Source organism: Gordonia jinghuaiqii (assembly GCF_014041935.1).
In the GTDB taxonomy this organism is placed as follows: domain Bacteria; phylum Actinomycetota; class Actinomycetes; order Mycobacteriales; family Mycobacteriaceae; genus Gordonia; species Gordonia jinghuaiqii.
On record NZ_CP059491.1, the window covers coordinates 4,908,315 to 4,927,930 of the forward strand.

Genomic DNA, 19,616 nt, shown 5'->3' on the forward strand with positions numbered 1-19,616 from the left:
GCGACGCTAGTCTCGTCTCGAAGATCACGTGTGGGGGATCACCCCCGACGTCGAACCCGGGGTGAGGAGTTGCGGTGGCGATGCAGAAGGCCGATGCGGTGGTCGTCGGTGCCGGACTGGCCGGCCTGGTGGCGACATACGAGCTCACCAAGGCAGGACGCCGGGTCATCGTCGTCGATCAGGAGAACCGCAACAACCTTGGTGCGCAGGCCTTTTGGTCGCTCGGCGGGCTCTTCATGGTCGACACCCCCGAGCAGCGGCGTCTCGGCATCAAGGACTCGGCCGACCTCGCCCTGCAGGACTGGATGGGTTCGGCCGGCTTCGATCGCGACGACGAGGACTACTGGCCGCGGCAGTGGGCCCGCGCCTACGTCGACTTCGCGGCCACCGAGAAGCGGCAGTACCTGCACGACCTCGGCCTGCGCATCACCCCTATCGTCGGATGGGCCGAACGCGGCGGCGGGTTCGCCGACGGCCACGGCAACTCGGTGCCCCGCTTCCACCTGACCTGGGGCACCGGACCCGAGGTGGTCCGCGTCTTCGCCGAGCCGGTCCTGGAGGCCGAGAAGCGCGGGCTCGTCGAGTTCCGGTTCCGCCATCGCGTCGACGAGCTGGTCGTCTCCGATGGCGCCGCCGTCGGTGTCCGCGGCGCGACCCTCGCCCCCACCGACGTCGACCGCGGTCGGGCGTCGAACCGGGATGTGTTGGGCGACTTCGAGATCCACGCCGACGCCGTCATCATCACCTCGGGCGGCATCGGCCACAACCACGACCTGATCCGCAAGAACTGGCCGGTCGATCGTCTCGGGCCCGCACCGGAGACGATGATCTCCGGCGTCCCGGCCCACGTCGACGGCCGCATGCTGGAGATCAGCGAGGACGCCGGGGCCAGCATCGTCAACCGGGACCGCATGTGGCATTACACCGAGGGCATCCACAACTGGGATCCCATCTGGCCCGACCACGCGATCCGGATCATCCCCGGACCGTCGTCGTTGTGGCTCGACGCCAACGGAAATCGGCTGGCGCCGCCGAACTTCCCCGGATTCGACACGAATTCGACGATGAAGGCGATCCTGTCGGCGGGATACGACTACTCGTGGTTCATCCTCACGCAGACCATCGTCGAAAAGGAGTTCATGCTCTCGGGTTCCGAGCAGAACCCCGACATCACCGAGAAGGACCTCAAGCTCACGGCCAGGAGCCGCCTGGCCAAGGGCGCCGCCGGCCCGGTCGCGAAGTTCCTCGAGAACGGCATCGACTTCGTGGTCGCCGACAACCTTCCGGAGCTGGTGACCGGGATGAACAAGATCGCCCGTGGACCCGAGCTCGACCTCGCACACATCGAACGGATCATCTCCGCCCGCGACGCCGACGTGGACAACAAGTTCTCCAAGGACGCCCAGTTGATGGCGATCACCAACGCGCGACAGTTCCTCGGCGACAAGATCGTTCGCGTCGCCAAGCCGCACCGTCTCCTCGATCCGGCACACGGCCCCCTCATCGCCGTGCGGCTCAACGTGCTCACGCGCAAGACGCTCGGCGGCCTCGAGACCAACCTCGACTCACAGGTGCTGCGTTCCGACGGAAGCGCCTTCGACGGCCTGTTCGCCGCCGGTGAGGTCGCGGGATTCGGCGGCGGCGGCGTGCACGGATACAACGCCCTCGAGGGCACCTTCCTCGGCGGGTGCATCTTCTCCGGGCGCGCCGCGGGACGGGCGGTTGCACGGGCGACAGGGGCCAGCTGACCTCACCGCTGCCCGGGCACCGGCAGGTGGCTTGCGAAAAGGGTTGCCTGCCCTATACATTCGCGGCACGATCGGTGGTCCCACGGCCATCCGGCATCGGCTAGGGTATAGGGCGTGCCCGTGCCCCAGACGATCCTGACCCGGAAGACCAAGTCGGCGATCTTCCTGGTCTTCACCATCGACGACGGTGGCGAGGACGCGGTCCGTGATGCGCTCGAGGAGATACCCGGGCTGAACAACGCGGTGTCCTCGCGGGCACCCGAAGCCGCGCTCGCCGGCATCGTGTCGATCGGCTCGGATGCGTGGGACCGGCTCTTCGACGGGCCCCGCCCGCGGTCCCTCCGACCGTTCGTCCCCTACGAGGGCGCGGTCCACACGGCCCCCGCGACGCCGGGAGACCTGCTGGTGCACATCAAATCCGACGACATGGGCCTCTGCTACGAGCTCGGCGCCAAGATCACCGAGGCGTTCGGCGACGCGGTCACCGTGGTCGACGAGGTCCACGGGTTCCGCTACTTCGACCTGCGCGACCTCATCGGCTTCGTCGACGGCACCGAGAATCCGATCGGACAGGCCGCGATCGATGCCATCAGCGTCGGCGACGACGATCCCGAGTTCGCCGGCGGCAGCTACGTCGCGATCCAGCGCTACGTCCACGACCTGTCGTCGTGGAACGAGTTGAGCACCGAGGACCAGGAGGCGGCCATCGGCCGCACCAAACTCGACAACGTCGAGATGTCCGACGAGGTGAAACCCACCAACTCCCACGTCGCGCTCAACGTCGTCGAAGACGAGAACGGCGAGGAGATCGACGTCGTCCGCGACAACATGCCCTACGGCGACGTCTCCGGCGCCGGCGTCAACGGCACCTTCTACATCGCCTACTCCGCGGGACCCGACGTCACCGAGGAGATGCTGCGGAAGATGTTCATCGGCGATCCGCCCGGCAACCACGACCGGCTTCTCGACTTCACCACCGCGGTCACCGGCTCGCAGTTCTTCACCCCGACGCTGGACTTCCTCGAAGATCTGCCCCCTGCGCCGGGTGCGTCCGACGAGCAGGCCACGCCCGGCCCGGCCCGACGCACCGACGGGTCCCTGGGCATCGGATCACTCCGCTAGCCGACGACCCCACCACCCATACCCACATCAGGAGGCCACCATGAACAACCTGCATCGCGAACTCGCGCCCATCTCGGAGGCCGCCTGGGCGGAGATCGAGGAGGAGGCGACCCGCTCGTTCAAACGCAATGTCGCGGGCCGCCGGCTCGTCGACGTGACCGGTCCGCTCGGCCCCGACACCGCATCGGTCACCCTCGGACACCGTTCCAAGATCGATTCACCCGCCCAGGGCATCACCGCGTTCCAGCGTCGCACCCAGTCGCTGGTGGAACTCAAGGTCCCGTTCACCGTCTCCCGTGAGGCGATCGACGACGTCGACAGGGGTGCGAAGGACTCCGACTGGGATCCGGTCGTCGAGGCCGCGCGTGAACTCGCACTCGCCGAGGACCGCGCGATCTTCGAGGGTTACACCGCCGCGGCGATCAGCGGTATCCGCGCCGAGGCGTCCGCCCCATCGGTCGAGCTGCCCCACGACGTGCGCGACTACCCGGAGGCCGTCAGCCAGGCACTGTCCACCCTGCGTCTGGCGTCGGTGGACGGGCCCTACTCCGTCGCCCTGTCGGCGGAGCTGTTCACGCTGGTCAACGAGACGTCGAATCACGGCTACCCGATCCGGGAGCACATCCAGCGCCTGCTCACCGGGGACATCGTGTGGGCGCCCGCCATCAGCGGCGCATTCGTGATGAGCACCCGCGGCGGCGACTTCGAACTGACGATCGGCCAGGACGTGTCCATCGGCTACGACTCCCACGACGCCGACGTCGTGAACCTGTACTTCCAGGAGTCGTTCACGTTCCTCACCCACACCGGTGAGGCGGCGGTCGCCCTGGTGAAGCCGACGGGCGCCTGAACGGGCCGGCACCCGGGGTCACCACCGGGAACCGCGGAACGCCGAACATCCCGCGGCGTCCGTTAGGGACGGCAACTAGTCTGGCGCAGGTGATCGCTGTAATGTCCGGCCCGCTCGCTTCGCTCCCGGCGCCCACCGGCGTGTCCGGCCCGCTCGCTTCGCTCCCGGCGCCCACCGGCGTGTCCGGCCCGCTCGCTTCGCTCCCGGCGCCGAGATGCTGACCCAACTCATCCGCACGTACCTCGCGCGGTATCGCATCAACGTCGCCCTCGTGGTGGTGCTGCAGCTGTTCGCGACCTTGGCGATGCTGTTCCTGCCCAGCCTCAACGCCGACATCATCGACAACGGCGTGGCCCGTGGCGACACCGGTTACATCCTGCGCATCGGCGGCTGGATGCTGCTGGTCAGCGTCGCCCAGATCATCGTCACCGTCGCCGCCCAGTACTTCGGCTCCCGGGCGGCGCTCGGCGTCGGCCGCGACATCCGCGGCGACCTGCTCCACCGGGTGAACTCGTTCTCCGCACGCGAGGTCGGCACCTTCGGCGCGCCGTCGCTGATCACACGTACCACCAACGACGTCCAGCAGGTGCAGCTGCTGATCGTCATGAGCAGCTCGATCCTGGTGATGGCACCGATCATGTGCGTCGGTGGGATCGTCATGGGTATCCGCGAGGCACCGGCGTTGTCGTGGGTGATGGGCGTGGCGGTGCCCATCCTCGGGATCTCGATGGGCGCGATCATCGCGAAGATGATTCCCGGCTTCCGCGCCATGCAGGAACGCATCGACGCCGTCAATCGCGTGCTGCGCGAACAGATCACCGGGATCCGCGTGGTCCGCGCGTTCGTCCGGGAAGATCACGAGCGCAAGCGTTTCGCGGCGGCCAACGATCATCTCGCCGATGCCACGCTGCGCGTCGGCAAGCTGATGGCGCTGATGTTCCCGGTCGTCATGGTGATCACCAACGTCACCATCGTCGCGGTCATCTGGTTCGGCGGGCACGCAGTCTCCGACGGCTCCCTCGAGATCGGCGCCCTGACGGCGGTCATGAGCTATGTCATGCAGATCCTGATGTCGGTGATGATGGCGTCGTTCCTGGCGATGATGGCCCCGCGGGCAACGGTCTGCGCCGAACGCATCTCGGAGGTCCTCGACACCGAGACCTCGGTGCATCCGCCCGCCGAGCCCATCGGCTTCGCCACCCACCCCGGCATCGTCGAGTTCCGCGACGCCGAATTCCGCTATCCCGGCGCCGACGACCCGGTCCTGAGCGGCATCGACTTCCGCGTCGAACCCGGGACCACCACCGCGATCGTCGGCTCCACCGGCTCCGGCAAGACCACGCTGCTCGGTCTGGTACCCCGCCTCATCGACGCAACGGCCGGCGAGGTCCGCATCGGCGGCACCGACGTCAAACGCCTCGATCCCGACGAGCTGCGGTCGGTGATCGGACTGGTCCCCCAGCGACCCTACCTGTTCTCCGGGACCGTCCGCTCCAATCTCCTGCACGGCAAGGCCGATGCCACCGACGCCGACATCTGGGAGGCGTTGCGCATCGCGCAGGCCGACGACTTCGTGTCGGCGATGCCCGAGGGTCTCGACACCAAGGTCGCCCAGGGCGGCACGACCGTGTCCGGCGGGCAGCGGCAACGACTCGCGATCGCCCGCGCGCTGATCCGCCGCCCGTCGATCTACCTCTTCGACGACTCGTTCTCCGCGCTCGACCTCACCACCGACGCACGGCTCCGGGCGGCGCTGCGCCCGGCCACCCGTGACGCCGCGGTCATCGTTGTGGCGCAGCGTGTCTCGACCATCGTCGAGGCCGAGCAGATCGTCGTCCTCAACCGTGGCCGGATCGTCGGGATCGGTACACACGACGAGCTGGTGGACACCTGCCCGACCTACGCCGAGATCGTCGAATCGCAGATGGCGATGGAGGAGCGCTCATGACCCGGCCCGGAGGTCCGCCGCTGGCGGGCAGCCCCGACACCAAGCCGCGATCGTTCTGGCCCTCGGTGAGGCGCGTCGTCGCCCAGCTCGCCTCCTACCGTCTGCTCATGACGGTGACGCTCACCTCGCTGGTGGGTTCGGTCATCCTGATCGCCATCGCACCACGGGTTCTCGGGCACGCCACCGACCTCGTCTTCGACGGCGTGATCGGCCGGACCCTCCCGGCCGGACTCTCCAAGGACGAGGCGGTCGCCGGTCTCCGTGAGAGCGGTGACAACACGTTCGCCGACATGGTGTCGTCGATGAACGTGACGCCCGGCGTCGGAGTCGATTTCGGCGCTGTCGGCCGCGTCCTGCTCATCACACTGGCGCTGTACGTGGTGTCCTCCATGCTCGCATGGCTGGCCGCATACCTGCTGAACATCGTTGTGGTGGGCACGATCCGGCGTCTTCGCGACGACGTCGAGGCCAAGGTCCACCGACTTCCCCTGCGCTACTACGACACGATGCCCCGGGGTGACCTGCTCAGCCGGGTCACCAACGACCTCGACAATCTGTCGCAGAGCATGCAGCAGACCATCTCTCAGTTCGCCAACTCGGTGCTGACCGTCATCGCGCTGCTGGTGATGATGATCTGGATCTCACCGCTGCTGGCCCTGATCGCAGTGGCCACAGTGCCTTTGGCGATCATCGCCACCGCGGTCATCGCGAAACGTTCCAAGCCGCATTTCTCCGCCCAGTGGGCCTCGACCGGCGCTCTCAACGCGCAGGTCGAGGAGGCGTTCACCGGCCACGAGCTGGTGACGGCGTTCGGTCGTCAGCGCGAGATCGAGGCGACCTTCGACGAGCGCAACGAGAAGCTGTACGAGTCGAGCTGGCGTGCCCAGTTCATCTCCGGCGTCATCATGCCGACGATCATGTTCCTGGGGAACCTGAACTACGTCGCCGTCGCCGTCGTCGGCGGACTGCGGGTGGCGTCGGGGTCGCTGAGTCTCGGTGAGGTACAGGCCTTCATCCAGTACTCGCGCCAGTTCACCCAGCCGCTCACGCAGATCGGATCGATGATCAACCTCATGCAGAGCGGTGTCGCCTCCGCCGAGCGCATCTTCGACATCCTCGACGCCGACGAGCAGACACCCGACGACGCCGACCCGCAGACACCCGCCTCCGACAACGGACTGATCGAGTTCGACGACGTCTCGTTCCGCTATGTCGAGGACAAACCGCTCATCGAGAACCTCAGCCTGGTCGCACGACCCGGCCACATGGTCGCGATCGTGGGACCCACCGGCGCGGGGAAGACCACGCTGGTCAACCTGATCATGCGTTTCTACGACGTCGATTCCGGGATCATCCGGGTCGACGGCGTCGATTCGATGCGGATGACGCGCGACGACCTGCGTGAACGCACCGGCATGGTGCTCCAGGATTCGTGGCTGTTCGGCGGCACGATCTATGACAACATCGCCTACGGCGACCCGAGCGCACCCCGAGAGGCCGTGCTCGACGCGGCACGGATGAGCCATGTCGACCACTTCGTGCGGACACTGCCCGACGGATACGACACCGTTCTCGACGACGAGGGCGGCGGCGTGAGTGCCGGTGAGCGACAGCTGATCACAATCGCCCGCGCCTTCCTGGCCCGCCCGACGATCCTCATCCTCGACGAGGCGACCAGTTCCGTCGACACCCGCACCGAACTGCTCATCCAGAAGGCCATGGCGAACCTGCGTACCGATCGCACGAGTTTCGTCATCGCCCACCGACTCTCGACGGTGCGCGACGCCGATGTCATCGTCGTCATGGAGGACGGACACATCGTCGAGCAGGGCAACCACGACGAGTTGCTCGCCGCCCGGGGCGCCTACTGCCGGCTGTACGAGAGCCAGTTCACCGGGGCGATCGAGGCGGGCTGAGTGGGATCATGATGAACCCATGCGTTGTGACAGGTACACCACGGCGCGGCGCATCACCTCGACCTCCTGCTCGAGTTCCCGGATTCGCTTACGAGCGTCTCGCAGGACGGCGTTCTGTTCGGCGTCGGGGTCCGGCGACGACTGGCGAATACGGTCCTCACGGTCGGCGATCGTGAGCCACCGCTTCAAGCAGGTGTCGGAGATTCCGTAGTTGCTGGCGATCTGCCGCAACGACGCATCACTGCTGCGCGCTGCCGAGATCACCTCGCGACGGAAGTCCGGTGGATAGGGTTTGGGCATGACCGGCCCTCTTTCAGCGTGGCGAATCGGATGCTCCGTGCGGCCTGGCGTCTTGTCCGGCTCGGATCTTGCACCGGACAATCCTGTCCGACAAGGCTTTTCGATAACGGGAACATGCAGGTCATGGCGATCCCGGTACACCGGGGAGGAGGTCCGGCAGGAGGTCGCCCGGCGCGGGCGGTACGAAGTCGGCCACCGCCGGCGGCAGGACGTCCGCCACCTCAGCCGGTACGAGATCACTCACCGTCGCCGGCTCCGTATCCGGGGCGTCTGGCGAGGGTGAATCGTCGGAGATCGCCGGCGGCACAGCCACTTCGGCCACCGTCGGGGTGGCGACCTCGGCCACCGTCGGGGTGGCGACCTCGGCCACCGTCGGGGTGGCGACCTCGGCCACCGTCGGGGTGGCGACCTCGGCCACCGTCGGGGTGGCGACCTCGGCCACCGTCGGGGTGGCGACCTCGGCCACCGTCGGGGTGGCGACTTCGGCCACCGTCGGGGTGGTTGCGCTGCCGGGCAGCGGGACCGAATCCGCGGCGAGAGGCGGCACGGGAGGCGGAACCCAGTCGGTCACCACGGCAGGCAAGGCGTCACGCACGATGGGCGGTAGGAAGTCCCCCAGCCGGGTCGGTATGTACGGCGCATCGATCCGGATGGGCGCGGCCGGCACCAGCTGCCGTGTCAGCGGATCGAGGTCGCGGAGGTTCGGAACATCCCACGGGACGGGCACGTACGGCAGCACCGGGTCGGCGCACGGCGCCGGATAGCTGTGCTGCTGTTGACAATACGTTCCGACGGCCCGTTCGACGAAGGTCAGCGGGTCCTTCAGCGGATTGACCGACGAACAGTACAGGTCGCGCAGGTTGCACAGCTCGACGATCCTCGGGCCACCCGCCGGGGCCTCCCGCCAACCCGTGAAGGTGAAGCCGGGAATGAATGTGGGCAGAACACCCATGATCCCGGCACCGTCGGCCCCGGGTTGTCGCTTCGGGTTGCCCTCGGTGATACAGGTCTTCCGCCACCCGGACAGTCGGTCACATACATTCGACACGACGACTGCGCCGAGCGAGTAGCCGATGATCGTCACCGCCGATCCCGGACATCTGGCCCGAAAACCGTTGAGGGCCCGTGTCAATCCATCCGTGCCTATCCGAACGGATTCGTCACCGGACTCATGACCACCGACCGGGGAGATGCTCGCCGGATAGACGATGTTGGTTCGGGGGCCGGCCGGGACGTTCGGGGTGTTCACGCCGTTCCTGTCCCCGGTCCCGCCGACCACGAAGTTCTGGGAGGCCGGACACACAGCAGCCTCGGCGACGGGTCCTTGCACGACGTTGAATTCGAGAGCGACCTGGAATCCGAGAATCACCAGGAGAGAGCCGATCACAGCAGAGATCAACCGCTTCATAGCGGACACCTACGATTCGCGCAGAGTTGAATGATGATGCGCCGAAGGGATATTCACCACCCGGACGCTCAGGTGCTCGTGACCGTCTCATCGCGGTCCGAGGTTTCAGACGGGGACTTCCCCGCAGCCGGCACGACGTGGCCGTGCATGACCGTGATCCCGGGTGGCTGTGCACAGGGCCTCGGCGCCATCCCCGTGGACCCGTCTTCGTGAGACAGGAACTCGGCTTCGGCGATCAGTGGGGAGACCCGACCGTGGGATCACGCGTCCCCGAGTGTATGCCCTCGCCGGGTCCACGGCTAGCCCATCTGCGCCCGCGCCTAGACATGCCACTAGTCCGTGCGACTAGGGGCGAACGTTCCTCGCCGCCCGCTCGACGAGGATCGCCACGCGCTTGGTCTTGGTCTCGGGCCTCCTGGCCAGGGCCAGTTGGGTCAGGCCCAGCTTGCGGGCGCTGGGCGGGAACGCGTCCCAGTTGGCCCGCGCAGTCGGGTTGGCGTCGAGGGCCGCGGCGAGCTCGGGCGATTCGATGAGCGCCTCGGCATCGTCGAGGAGCGTCCACAGTCCCGTGGCCTGTGCGTCGTCGATGACCGCCTGCCCGGCCGGCTGAATGCGGCCGGCGGCGGCGAGATCGGCGACGCGCGCCTTGTTCGATGCCGACCACGGGCTGTTGCGGCCGCGACGGGTGAACCACATGCCACGCCGCGCCTCGTCGAGGACCCGGGTGTGTCCGTCGATCCAGCCCCAGCACAGCGCTTCGCGTACAGATTCGTCGTAGTCGAGTGGTGCATGGCCTGAACCTTTGCGCCAGAACACCAACCACACGCCGCTGGAGGTCTGATGGTTGTCCCGCAACCAGTCACCCCAGGCGGCGACGGTGTCGACGTGGAGTCTGGGCGCGGGTGGGTCGGCCATCAATACACCCTAATGTCGGTGACGGTATCTCGGTACAGTTGATCCGTGAATGAGATCCTCCACTTCGCCACAGACAACTGGTGGCTGATCTTCCCGATCGGCGCGGTCGTCGGCGGCTGGGCGGGATCGATCGCGAAGTACAACGAGAAGCGGCGCAGAGACAAGATCGAACTCGCGCGGGTCAAGGCGAACGCGCAGATCGAGCAGGTCAAGCTCACCACGACGTCCGTCGAGCAACTGCGCAAGACGCTCAAGCAGCACGACGCCCTCAACGAGAAGTGGTTCGCCTACGAACTCGACCTCGCGACCCTCATCGAGTATCCGCTGATGACCGACATGCGCGAACCCCTGACGCTCGCATTTCACCGGGCCAGGATCCACGCGGACGACCTACGCCCGGACAACCCCAGGCCGGACAACGCCGCGCCGACGGTGGCGCCGGCCGACTTCGCCGAGTATCGCGACGCCGTCGGCGAATACGCCGCCGCGTTCGACGCGGCCGAACGAGAAGCGCGGCGCCGCAAACACTCCGGGTTCTCACCCGTGGAACGTGAAGCCCTCGGCCGGGCGCGCAAACTGATCGGCGTGGCCTCCGACTCCGGAGCCACCGTCGCGGAACGTCAGGCAGCGTACAAAAAGGCGCGCGCCGAACTCGACGGACTCATCGACGTCCCGCCGCCGGCCGCCGAACATCTCGAACGCCAGATCGCGGGCGCCCTCGAGCGCGGGCGGGAGTGATCACAGATCCGGTATCGGCAGATCCAGATTCGGTGCGATGATCCCGCCGTCGACCTCGAGGATCTTGCCGGTGACGTATGCACCCGCGGGTGACGCGAGGTAGAGCGCCGCGGCGGCAATGTCTTCGGGGGCCCCGAGCCGGTGCATCGGGGTCGCCGACTCCACCGCCGAGCGCATCTCGTCGTTGCCCGCCACGATCTCCAGCGACGAGGTCAGGATTGCCCCGGGCGCGATCGCGTTGACGCGAATCCTCGGGTTCAGGTCCATGGCGGCGAGCCGAGTGTAGTGCGCCAGTGCGGCTTTGGCTGTTCCGTAGGCGGCATATGCTCGTCCGGGCACGCGCCCGACCGCGGAGGTGATGTTGATGATCGACCCGTGGCCGGTGGTCGCCAGCATCTGCTTGGCGCCCGCGACCACCAGCGCATGGGCATTGGCGACGTTGAAGTCGAAAGCATCCACCAGGTGTTTGGGCGTCGTGTCGAGCAAGGGCCGCGGCATCGCACCGCCGACGTTGTTGACGACGATGTCGAGGCGACCGAACTCCGCGACCGCGATCTGGGCGAGTGACGCGGCGGCGTCGGCGTCACTGAGGTCGACGGGCACCACATGCGCGCGCCGACCTGCGTCGGAGACCTCACCGGCCACCTGATCGAGGTCGAGTTCGCTACGCGCCGCGATCACCACGTCGGCACCGGCCTGGGCGAAGGCCACCGCGATGGCGGCCCCCAGGCCGCGGCCGGCCCCGGTCACGATCGCAACGTGGTCGTCGAGTCGAAATCTGTCGAGAATCACTCCAAGACCCTGTCACGAATCCGCAAAAACAGGAACGTGTTCTAGAAAAAGAGACGGATCAGTAGTCTCGGCCAGGCTCCACCAGCGAGAGCAATTCGTCCCCGGCGGCGAACCGCCGGAGGTTCTCGGCCACCCATGGCGCCAGTTCGCGCGTCAGCCCCGACGACGGGTTCGCTACGTGCGGGGTGATGATCACATTCGGCAACGACCACAGCGGATGGTCCTGCGCAGGGGGCTCGGGGTCGGTGACATCGAGCGCTGCGCCGGCGATCTCGCCGTCGACCAGCGCTCGATACAGAGCCGCCTCGTCCACCAGCGGCCCGCGCGCGACATTCACAACCCACGCATGATCCGGCAGCGCGCCAAGGCTTTCGGCGTTGATCATGTGCCGCGTCTCCGGAGTGTCCGGCGCCGCCAACACGACGTGATCGGTGGCGGCCCATACCTCGCCGAGCTCACTCGACCGGCGGACCAGATCGGCTCCGGGCACGTCCCGGCCCGACCGGTTCACCGCGACGACCCGCGCACCGCACGCCCGCAACCGGGGCCCCAGGGAGGCGCCGATCCCGCCGGCCCCGACGATCGTCACCGTCGACCCGCGCAGAGATCGCACCGCGGTGTCGATCCGGTCCTTGTCCCAGTGCCGTACGACCGCGGTGTTGATCTGCCGCACACCGGCGAGCAGGAGCGCCAGCGCATGCTCGGCCACGTTCTCGGCGTAGAACCCGGAGGCGTTGGTCCACTTCCGGCGATCGTCGATGACACCTGCGGCGACGAACCCCTCGATGCCCGCGGTCTTCAGCGCGACCCACTCGACGGTATCGGGGAGCTCGGGGAACTCGTCGGCAGAGCCGATCCACACCAGCGCACGCGCCTCGTCGAGCGGCGCCACCCGGCCGCCCGCGCTCTCGACGGCGGCGACGAGATGCTCGTCGCGCTCCGGCTCGACGGCGACCGGGATCGGCGTCACCGCGCGACGGCCTTCGCCGCGGAGGTCGCGAGCTCGTCGGCGATCTCGTTGAAGTGATCGCCTGCATGCCCCTTCACCCACCGCCACTCCACTTTGTGCCGCTTCTCCTCGTCGACGAGGCGTCGCCACAGGTCGGCGTTCTTCACCGGCTTCTTGTCCTTGGTCTTCCACCCGTTGGCCTGCCACCCGTTGACCCACTTGGTGATCCCGTTGCGCACGTAGGTGGAGTCGGTGTAGATGACCACCGTCGACGGCCTGGTCAGCGCGGCGAGCCCCTCGATGGCGGCGGTGAGTTCCATCTTGTTGTTGGTGGAGTTCGGTTCGGACCCGGAGATCCGCTTCTCGGTCCCCTTGTACCGCAGCACCGCGCCCCAACCGCCGGGTCCCGGGTTCCCCAGGCACGCCCCATCGGTGGAGATCTCGACCACGGATTCGCCCGCCGGGTCTGCGTCAGAAGGCTCGAAAACGGGAGAGTTCGCGGGAGCTGTCACGGGGGGAAGCCTACGTCAACCGCCGGGTGTGACCGCAGGCTCACCGCGAGCAAACTGGCCGCCGCGCTGACACCACCGCCGCCGACCCCTAGGGTGGGATCATGGCTGTCTGGGACCCGACACGCTATCTGCAGTTCGCCGACGACCGGTCGCGACCGTTCCTCGACCTGATCGCGCAGATCCCGATCAACCCGCTCACGGTGGTCGATCTGGGCTGCGGACCCGGCCACCTCACCAAGCACCTTCGCGCGTTGTGGCCGGTCGCGGACATCCTCGGTATCGACGAGTCGGCGGCGATGATCGACCGCGCCATCCGGGACAACACCGACCCGCGCGCCAACTACGACGTCGCCGATGTGGCGCAGTGGGTACCGCACCGCCCCGTCGACCTGATGATCTCCAATGCGATGTTCCAGTGGGTACCCGACCAGTTCGAGGTGATCGACAAGCTGCTGGGGCACCTCACCGACGGCGGCGCCTTCGCGCTGCAGGTGCCCAACAACTCCGACGCGCCCACCCACTCCGTTTTCGCCGAGCTGGCGGCCACCGAGCCCTACGTCGGGGCTCTGGGCGACATCCGACATCTCCCTCCGCTCGACGCCGAGACCTACCTCGACTTCTTCGCCGAGCGCGGCTATCACGTCAACGCCTGGGAGACGACCTACCTGCACGTACTCGACGGCAGCGACCCGGTCTACGACTGGATGTGCGGCACCGGCGCCCGCCCCTACCTCCAGGCACTATCCGGCGACCTGCGTGAACAGTTCATCGCCGACCTGAAACAACGCTTCGCCGACGCCTATCCGCAGCGCGACGTGGGCACTGTCCTGCCGTTCCGGCGCAGCTTCGCGGTGGCCTCGCCGCACTGACCCGCCACTGAGCGGCGCGCTCGCGAGCGTCTCGACGGGTCACGCACCGGCGTCGGTTTGGCAACGAACGCGTTCGGGCCAGCCACTTCTGCAACACTGACACCACTAGTCGCTGGTTAGCAGGGGGTACACCCATGTTTCGACGCAGTCGTTCCCGCCTGCGCCCGGTTTCGCATATCCGACGCACCGCGATCGTCGGCGGCGCGGTCGTCGCCCTGGCCGCGGGCCTGGTGAGCGCTGTGTCCGCCCCCGCGCACGCCGCGGTCTGCAACGTCACCGGCATCACCGGCGGAGATGTCGGCAGCACCGGCAGCACGGGTTCGAGTCAGCTCGGCTGGGGCAGCCTCGACTTCGGCAGCTACCGGGCGGGCGGCAAGAAACCACAGGGTCCGCTGCCGAAACTGACGGGCGCGAGCAAGGCGATCTCGTGGGTGACCGGCCCGCGCAGCCCCGAGCGTACGGACACCCGGTTCGGGATCACCGCCACCGATGTCGGCGTCCCGTGGGACAACGGCTCCGGGCAGGTGCTGATGGCATTCGGCGACACCTGGGGCAAGTGTGCAGGCCAGATGGCGTGGAAGCACAACACGCTGCTGCGCAGTGACGCGAACTCCAACCTGGACAAGGCGATCCGGTTCCCCAATGCCGTACCCGGCTCAGTGCGGTCGGGCGCTTCGGTGTCATCGGCGCACCCCACCTGGTCGCAACCCATGTTCAACGCCATCGGGGTGCGCAACACCGAGGTCGGCCGCATCCCGACCGGCGGCATCTCCGTCAACGGCACGCAGTTCGTGAGCTTCATGTCCATCCACCGCTGGCTGGGACCGGGACGCTGGAGCACGAACTACTCGGCGATTGCGGTGTCGCACAACAACGGTCAGACCTGGACAGTTGACAACAACACCATCCGCTGGAACACCGACCTCACCATCCCCGGCGTGCCGCAGGTCGCTGCCGGCCACAGCCGCTTCCAGATGGGCGCCTTCATGCGCAGCGGTGGATACATCTACCAGTACGGAACACCCAACGGCCGCACCGGGTCCGCGTTCGTCGCCCGGTTCCGCCCCGGCGACATCCTGAATCTCAACCGTCACCAGTACTTCCGTGGCGGAAACGGGTGGTCGTCGAACCCGGCCGACGCGGTGCCGATCATCGCGCGCCCGGTCAGTGAGATCTCGGTGGCGTACAACAACCATCTGCAGAAGTTCGTGATGCTCACCGAGCGTGCCGGCACCGTCATGCTGCGCACGTCGGCCTCACCCGAGGGGCCGTGGAGCGGCGAGCGCGTACTCATCTCGAACGCGCAGTCCAGCGGGCTGTACACGCCGTACATCCATCCGCGGTCGTCGGGCAAGAACCTGTACTTCGTGGTGTCCCGCTGGGACGACTACAACGTGATGCTGGTGCGTACCGACCTGTCGAAATTGCGTCTGTGACCCGTCGTATCGTCCTGATCCGCGCGGTCAACGTCGGGGGAGCCACACTCCCGATGGCACAATTGCGGGAGCTGGCGGCCGACCTCGGCGCCGCCGACATCTCGACGTTCATCGCGTCGGGGAACCTCATCTGCACGCCGCCGGGCGACGCCGCCCGCTTCGATCGTGCGTTGGAGACCTCGATCGAGAAGCGATTCGGGTACTTCCGCGAGGTCATCAGCCGCACACCGGATCAGGTCCGTGCCGCCCTCGAGGCACACCCGTTCGAGATCGTCGACGACAAGTACTCCTACGTGTACTTTCTGGCCGGTACGCCGGACGCCGACAAGGCTGCGGCATTCGAGCAGAAGGACTTCGGCGACGACGCCCTACGCGTCATCGGTGAGGACCTGCACATCCGCTACGCCGACGGGGCGGGGCGCTCGAAGTTGACCGCTCCGGCGATCGCACGGGGCCTCGGGGTGCAGGGCACCGGCCGCAATCTGCGCACCGTCCGAACCCTGTTGGACCTGGCCACTTCCTGAGATACGGCGCCACTCCGAGTCACTGCGGCGCGGCCCGGGTCAGCGCGTCGGTGGCCGGGACCCGAGTGCGGGCGTAGCGTCGGGTGAAGATCGATCCACCTGACGCACACGTTCAGATCGGAGTCGCGATGAATCAACCGGTCCCGCCGCCCCCACCACCGCCGGATCCGATGCCGGCTCCCGCGCCGATCCCCGAACCGCCACCGGAGCCGCCGATCCCGGTGCCCACGCCGCCACCCGCGCCCGACCCACAACCCGGGCCTGCCGACCCGGACCCACCGCCGCGGCCGGTGGTGATCTGACTCAGCCCCGAGACAGGGCGCGCGTCACCCGATCCAGATCGGCGATCTGCTCGTCCTTGGGTGCTTCCCACAGCTTCTTGGGCAGCTTCTCGAGGTCCTTGACGGCCGATTCGGCGTGGTCGAGCACCTCGGCCGCCTCGTCCGCCCCGCGGTCGACCGACGCGATGAGCCGATCGTCGAGTTCGAAGACGGCATCGTCGAGTCGGTTACGCGCGGCCACGAGTTCTTCGTCGAGCGGAATCGCCGGATTCGCATGCACGTCGGCAATCGCATATCGAATACGACGATGCAACAACGCTTCTCGCGAGTTGTCGGTCGTCCAGCTCTCCGGTGCGCGACCTGGCCGGCCGGGGATGAGGTCGGTGGATCGCGCGAAGGTGCGCACCCGTTTGTCCGAGTCGTAGGCGAACCAGGCTGCACCGCCGAGGACGAACAGGGCGACCACCACGGTGGCCACGATGATGATGACCGCAATCATGGGGCCAGCCTACTCAGGTGGTGCGCACTCCCTTGGGCGCCTTGCCCGACATGAAACCGAACAGGTATCCGGCGACGCGCCTCATCTGGATCTCGTCGGCGCCCTCGGTGATGCGGTAGCGACGGTGGTGACGGTAGATGTGTTCGAACGGCTCGTGCCGCGAATAGCCCCGACCGCCGAAGACCTGCATGGCCTGATCGGCGGCATCGCAACACAACCGGTTGGCCTGATAGTTGCACATCGACACCTCCGCCGACGCCGCGAACGGGCCGTAGGTGTCCATCTTCCAGGCGGTTTCGCGGATCAGCGCCCGAATCATCGCGCAGCGGGTGTGCAGATCGACCAGCGGGAACTGGATCGCCTGGTTGGTGGAGAGTTTCTTGCCGAACGGCGCGCGCTCGTTGGCGTACTCGACGGCCCGGTCCACGCAGTACTGCGCGGCACCGAGGCTCGACGCCGCCTGCCGGATGCGGTTCTCGTTGAAGAAGTGTTGCACCACCTGCAGGCCGGCGCCCTCGGCGCCGAACACCGCGGAGTCGGGCACCCGCACATCGCGCAGGCTGACGTGCGCGTGATCGGTGGGCATGTTGAACGTCCACAGGTACTCCTCGACGGCGAACCCCGGGTCCTGCGGGTCCACGAGGAAGGCTGTGATCCCCCGCGCGTCGCCGGGTTCGCCGCTGGTCCGAGCGAACACGATGTCCCGATGCGCGGCATGGATGCCGGTGTTCCAGGTCTTCTCGCCATTGATGATCCAGTCGTCGCCGTCGCGTACGGCAGTCGTCTCCATCCAGGTCGCGTCGGAACCGTGGTCGGGTTCGGTGATGCCGAACGCGAAGAACTTGGTTCCGGCGGCGAGACCCTCGACCCACTCCTCTTTCTGCTCGGGAGTTCCGTACTCCAGCATCAGCAACAGTCCGATGTTGTTGCCGACGATGGCGTGTTCGTTCTGTAGATCGCAGTGCAGCCCGAGCCCTTTCGACGCCAGGTGCTCGCGGATGATCGCCATGGCCAGGTTCGATCCGTCGCGTCCACCGAACTCCGCGGGGAACGGGTAGCGGAAATGACCCGCCGCGTCGGCTCGACGACGCGCCTCGCCCAGCAGCGCCTCCCACTCCTTGTTCGGGAGACCTCCCCGCTCCCAATCGGTTCGGGCGTCCTCGCGCCGATGGTCGAAGAATCGGATGTTGTCGTCGGCCTGCTCGAGCGGAACGATTTCCGCCTCGATGAAGGCGTCGAGTTCGGCCAGGTAGTCGCTCAGCGACTCGGGCAGTGCGAAGTCCACGATCAGTCCTTCTCTTCGGGGGTGCTCGACCTTGCGGCGGTCACGGGTGTGGGACCGCGAAGTACTTCGGGTTGGCCACCAGCAGCCGGGCCCGCACATCGGCAATGATGGCCGCACGCACTTTCTCGTCCGTGCCGTCGAGTTCGCCGGACCGCAATGCGTCGCAGAGTGCGCGCTGATCGGCGACTCCGAGGGCGTGCAGTCGTTCCGCACTCTCCGCGGCCTGCTCGGCACCGACCAGCGCCTGGCGTCGCACGACGTCGACGACGTTGCCGGCCACCCTGGTGTGGAAGCGCACCTGTGGAGACAACTCGGCCTGCAGTGCGTCGGAGCGGAGGAACTCGGTCAGCGCCTGAAGGAGTTCGACCGATGTCGGCGAGCCGTGCGGGTCCTCGGCTTCCGGCGGCGGCACGGTGTCCAGCGGGTCGTCGACAACCTGGGGCGTCACGAGTTCGAGGTCGAGCAGTGCGTCGAATTCCTGTTCGGCACTTCGCCGCCCGATGGCGGCGAGCTCGACCGAGCGTTCGACACCGTCGAGGTGCCGGGCTGCCTGGACCGCACAGATGAGCCCCCATTTGACCGTGGCGTACAACTCCCACCAGCGCAGCGCCTGCTCGGTGGGTCGCCATCCCGCGACCCGGGCATAAGCGTCGAGCAGCGTGGCGCGATCCCCCATCCCCGCCACCGGCGTCGAGCCGCCGAACCGCCAGGCCTTCGCGCACAGCCAACCGAGGTCTTCGACGGGATCCCCGAGGTGAACGAGTTCCCAATCCAGCACTGCGGCAACACCGTCGGCGTCGACGAGGAGATTCCCCAGACGAAAGTCGCCGTGTACCACGCATTGCCGTGGGGACGGCGCGGGCGCATTCTGGGTGAGCCATTGCGTGGCGAGCACCAAACCGGCGGGCATGGCGTCGAATTCACGAGGGAACAACTCGCGGAGGCCGTCGATCGGGTCGGCGATCTCGGCGAGGCCAGGCGTCTGTGCGGGGTCGATCTGGTGGATGCGCGCCAGGATCTCCCCGCACTGTTCGACGAATTTCGCGCGGGCGCCCGCATACGCATCGTCACGGAGGATTCGTCGCGGGATCGACTCGCCGCCGATGAAACTCATCGCCAGATACGGGAAGCCCAGAACGTTGTCGTCGTCGTCGAGGCCGGCGTCGAGGATCTTCGGCACGGGCACACCGGCATTCGCGGCCGCACGCAGAACCTGGGCCTCCGCCCCCAGCCCGCCGTCGTCGGCGGCGGCCGGAACCGCACGGATGATGATCGGCTCGGTCGCTCCGGCCTCGTCGACGAGGGTGGCCGCGTACGTCGCGCGACTCGCCCCCGCGGGGAGGAGTCGGGCGGAATCGGCCGACACCGCGACGCCCCGCGTCGCGGTGAGTCGAGTCGCCATCCGCGCGGCCACATCCCCGGCCTCAGGTACTCCCACGCAGAAACCATCCCTTCGCGTTCCATCACGTCACGGGTGTAACCGCCGACACAGCGAAGCTAGCACGCAGGGTGAATCCAACCTCA

General features: G+C 67.5%; 18 protein-coding genes. 9 read left to right on the forward strand and 9 right to left on the reverse strand.

Going from position 1 to position 19,616, the window contains the following annotated elements; all coding sequences use genetic code 11:
- The first annotated feature begins 74 nt into the window (after positions 1-74).
- The 5 genes from H1R19_RS21840 to H1R19_RS21860 all read left to right on the forward strand — a co-directional run bounded on the left by H1R19_RS21840 (position 75) and on the right by H1R19_RS21860 (position 7,584).
- Complete coding sequence (locus H1R19_RS21840) at positions 75-1,748, forward strand: FAD-binding dehydrogenase (protein WP_219850147.1); 1,674 nt, start codon at positions 75-77, stop codon at positions 1,746-1,748.
- A gap of 114 nt (positions 1,749-1,862) precedes the next feature.
- Positions 1,863-2,870, forward strand: a complete 1,008-nt coding sequence (locus tag H1R19_RS21845; RefSeq protein ID WP_188328377.1) for a Dyp-type peroxidase — start codon at positions 1,863-1,865, stop codon at positions 2,868-2,870.
- Positions 2,871-2,910: 40 nt separating this feature from the next.
- Entirely contained in the window at positions 2,911-3,720 is an 810-nt protein-coding gene (locus H1R19_RS21850; RefSeq protein ID WP_219850148.1) for a family 1 encapsulin nanocompartment shell protein, read from the forward strand.
- 214 nt (positions 3,721-3,934) lie between these two features.
- Positions 3,935-5,668 carry an ABC transporter ATP-binding protein gene (locus H1R19_RS21855; RefSeq protein ID WP_188328379.1) on the forward strand — a complete coding sequence of 578 codons (1,734 nt, stop codon included), beginning with the start codon at positions 3,935-3,937 and terminating at the stop codon, positions 5,666-5,668.
- Positions 5,665-7,584 (forward strand): ABC transporter ATP-binding protein, encoded by a 1,920-nt coding sequence (locus H1R19_RS21860; RefSeq protein WP_188328380.1) that lies wholly within the window; start codon positions 5,665-5,667, stop codon positions 7,582-7,584. The genes H1R19_RS21855 and H1R19_RS21860 overlap by 4 nt, the downstream gene beginning before the upstream one ends.
- Before the next feature lie 6 nt (positions 7,585-7,590).
- Here H1R19_RS21860 and H1R19_RS21865 read toward each other — a convergent pair whose 3' ends face one another.
- From H1R19_RS21865 to H1R19_RS21875, 3 genes are all read right to left on the reverse strand, one after another.
- Complete coding sequence (locus H1R19_RS21865) at positions 7,591-7,884, reverse strand: transposase (RefSeq protein ID WP_188328381.1); 294 nt, start codon at positions 7,882-7,884, stop codon at positions 7,591-7,593.
- Positions 7,885-8,005: 121 nt separating this feature from the next.
- Positions 8,006-9,292 carry a cutinase family protein gene (locus H1R19_RS21870; RefSeq protein ID WP_219850149.1) on the reverse strand — a complete coding sequence of 429 codons (1,287 nt, stop codon included), beginning with the start codon at positions 9,290-9,292 and terminating at the stop codon, positions 8,006-8,008.
- A gap of 345 nt (positions 9,293-9,637) precedes the next feature.
- Positions 9,638-10,207: a YdeI/OmpD-associated family protein gene (locus tag H1R19_RS21875; RefSeq protein ID WP_219850150.1), complete on the reverse strand. Its 570-nt coding sequence runs from the start codon at positions 10,205-10,207 to the stop codon at positions 9,638-9,640.
- A 45-nt stretch (positions 10,208-10,252) separates the two neighbouring features.
- Between H1R19_RS21875 and H1R19_RS21880 the strand changes: the two genes are divergently transcribed.
- The gene (locus H1R19_RS21880) at positions 10,253-10,945 is read left to right on the forward strand and encodes a hypothetical protein (protein ID WP_188328384.1); all 693 of its coding nucleotides are present in this window, start codon (positions 10,253-10,255) and stop codon (positions 10,943-10,945) included.
- Here H1R19_RS21880 and H1R19_RS21885 read toward each other — a convergent pair whose 3' ends face one another.
- From H1R19_RS21885 to rnhA, 3 genes are read right to left on the reverse strand one after another with little or no spacing between them, the layout of a single operon-like run.
- The gene (locus H1R19_RS21885) at positions 10,946-11,737 is read right to left on the reverse strand and encodes an SDR family oxidoreductase (protein WP_188328385.1); all 792 of its coding nucleotides are present in this window, start codon (positions 11,735-11,737) and stop codon (positions 10,946-10,948) included.
- Positions 11,738-11,795: 58 nt separating this feature from the next.
- Positions 11,796-12,707, reverse strand: coding sequence for a D-isomer specific 2-hydroxyacid dehydrogenase family protein (locus tag H1R19_RS21890; RefSeq protein ID WP_188328386.1), 912 nt, complete (start codon positions 12,705-12,707; stop codon positions 11,796-11,798).
- Positions 12,704-13,198: a ribonuclease HI gene (gene rnhA / locus H1R19_RS21895; RefSeq protein WP_219850151.1), complete on the reverse strand. Its 495-nt coding sequence runs from the start codon at positions 13,196-13,198 to the stop codon at positions 12,704-12,706. The genes H1R19_RS21890 and rnhA overlap by 4 nt, the downstream gene beginning before the upstream one ends.
- A gap of 101 nt (positions 13,199-13,299) precedes the next feature.
- Between rnhA and H1R19_RS21900 the strand changes: the two genes are divergently transcribed.
- The 3 genes from H1R19_RS21900 to H1R19_RS21910 all read left to right on the forward strand — a co-directional run bounded on the left by H1R19_RS21900 (position 13,300) and on the right by H1R19_RS21910 (position 16,027).
- Positions 13,300-14,067 (forward strand): methyltransferase domain-containing protein, encoded by a 768-nt coding sequence (locus tag H1R19_RS21900; RefSeq protein ID WP_219850152.1) that lies wholly within the window; start codon positions 13,300-13,302, stop codon positions 14,065-14,067.
- Positions 14,068-14,201: 134 nt separating this feature from the next.
- Positions 14,202-15,503, forward strand: coding sequence for a glycoside hydrolase family 183 protein (locus tag H1R19_RS21905; RefSeq protein WP_219850153.1), 1,302 nt, complete (start codon positions 14,202-14,204; stop codon positions 15,501-15,503).
- On the forward strand, positions 15,500-16,027 hold the full coding sequence (locus tag H1R19_RS21910; protein WP_188328390.1) for a DUF1697 domain-containing protein: 528 nt from the start codon (positions 15,500-15,502) through the stop codon (positions 16,025-16,027). The genes H1R19_RS21905 and H1R19_RS21910 overlap by 4 nt, the downstream gene beginning before the upstream one ends.
- 303 nt (positions 16,028-16,330) lie before the next feature.
- Here H1R19_RS21910 and H1R19_RS21915 read toward each other — a convergent pair whose 3' ends face one another.
- From H1R19_RS21915 to H1R19_RS21925, 3 genes are read right to left on the reverse strand one after another with little or no spacing between them, the layout of a single operon-like run.
- Positions 16,331-16,807, reverse strand: a complete 477-nt coding sequence (locus H1R19_RS21915) for a hypothetical protein (RefSeq protein ID WP_188328391.1) — start codon at positions 16,805-16,807, stop codon at positions 16,331-16,333.
- A 13-nt stretch (positions 16,808-16,820) separates the two neighbouring features.
- Positions 16,821-18,092: an acyl-CoA dehydrogenase family protein gene (locus H1R19_RS21920; RefSeq protein ID WP_188328392.1), complete on the reverse strand. Its 1,272-nt coding sequence runs from the start codon at positions 18,090-18,092 to the stop codon at positions 16,821-16,823.
- A 40-nt stretch (positions 18,093-18,132) separates the two neighbouring features.
- On the reverse strand, positions 18,133-19,530 hold the full coding sequence (locus H1R19_RS21925; RefSeq protein WP_219850154.1) for a phosphotransferase family protein: 1,398 nt from the start codon (positions 19,528-19,530) through the stop codon (positions 18,133-18,135).
- Positions 19,531-19,616 lie beyond the last annotated feature (86 nt).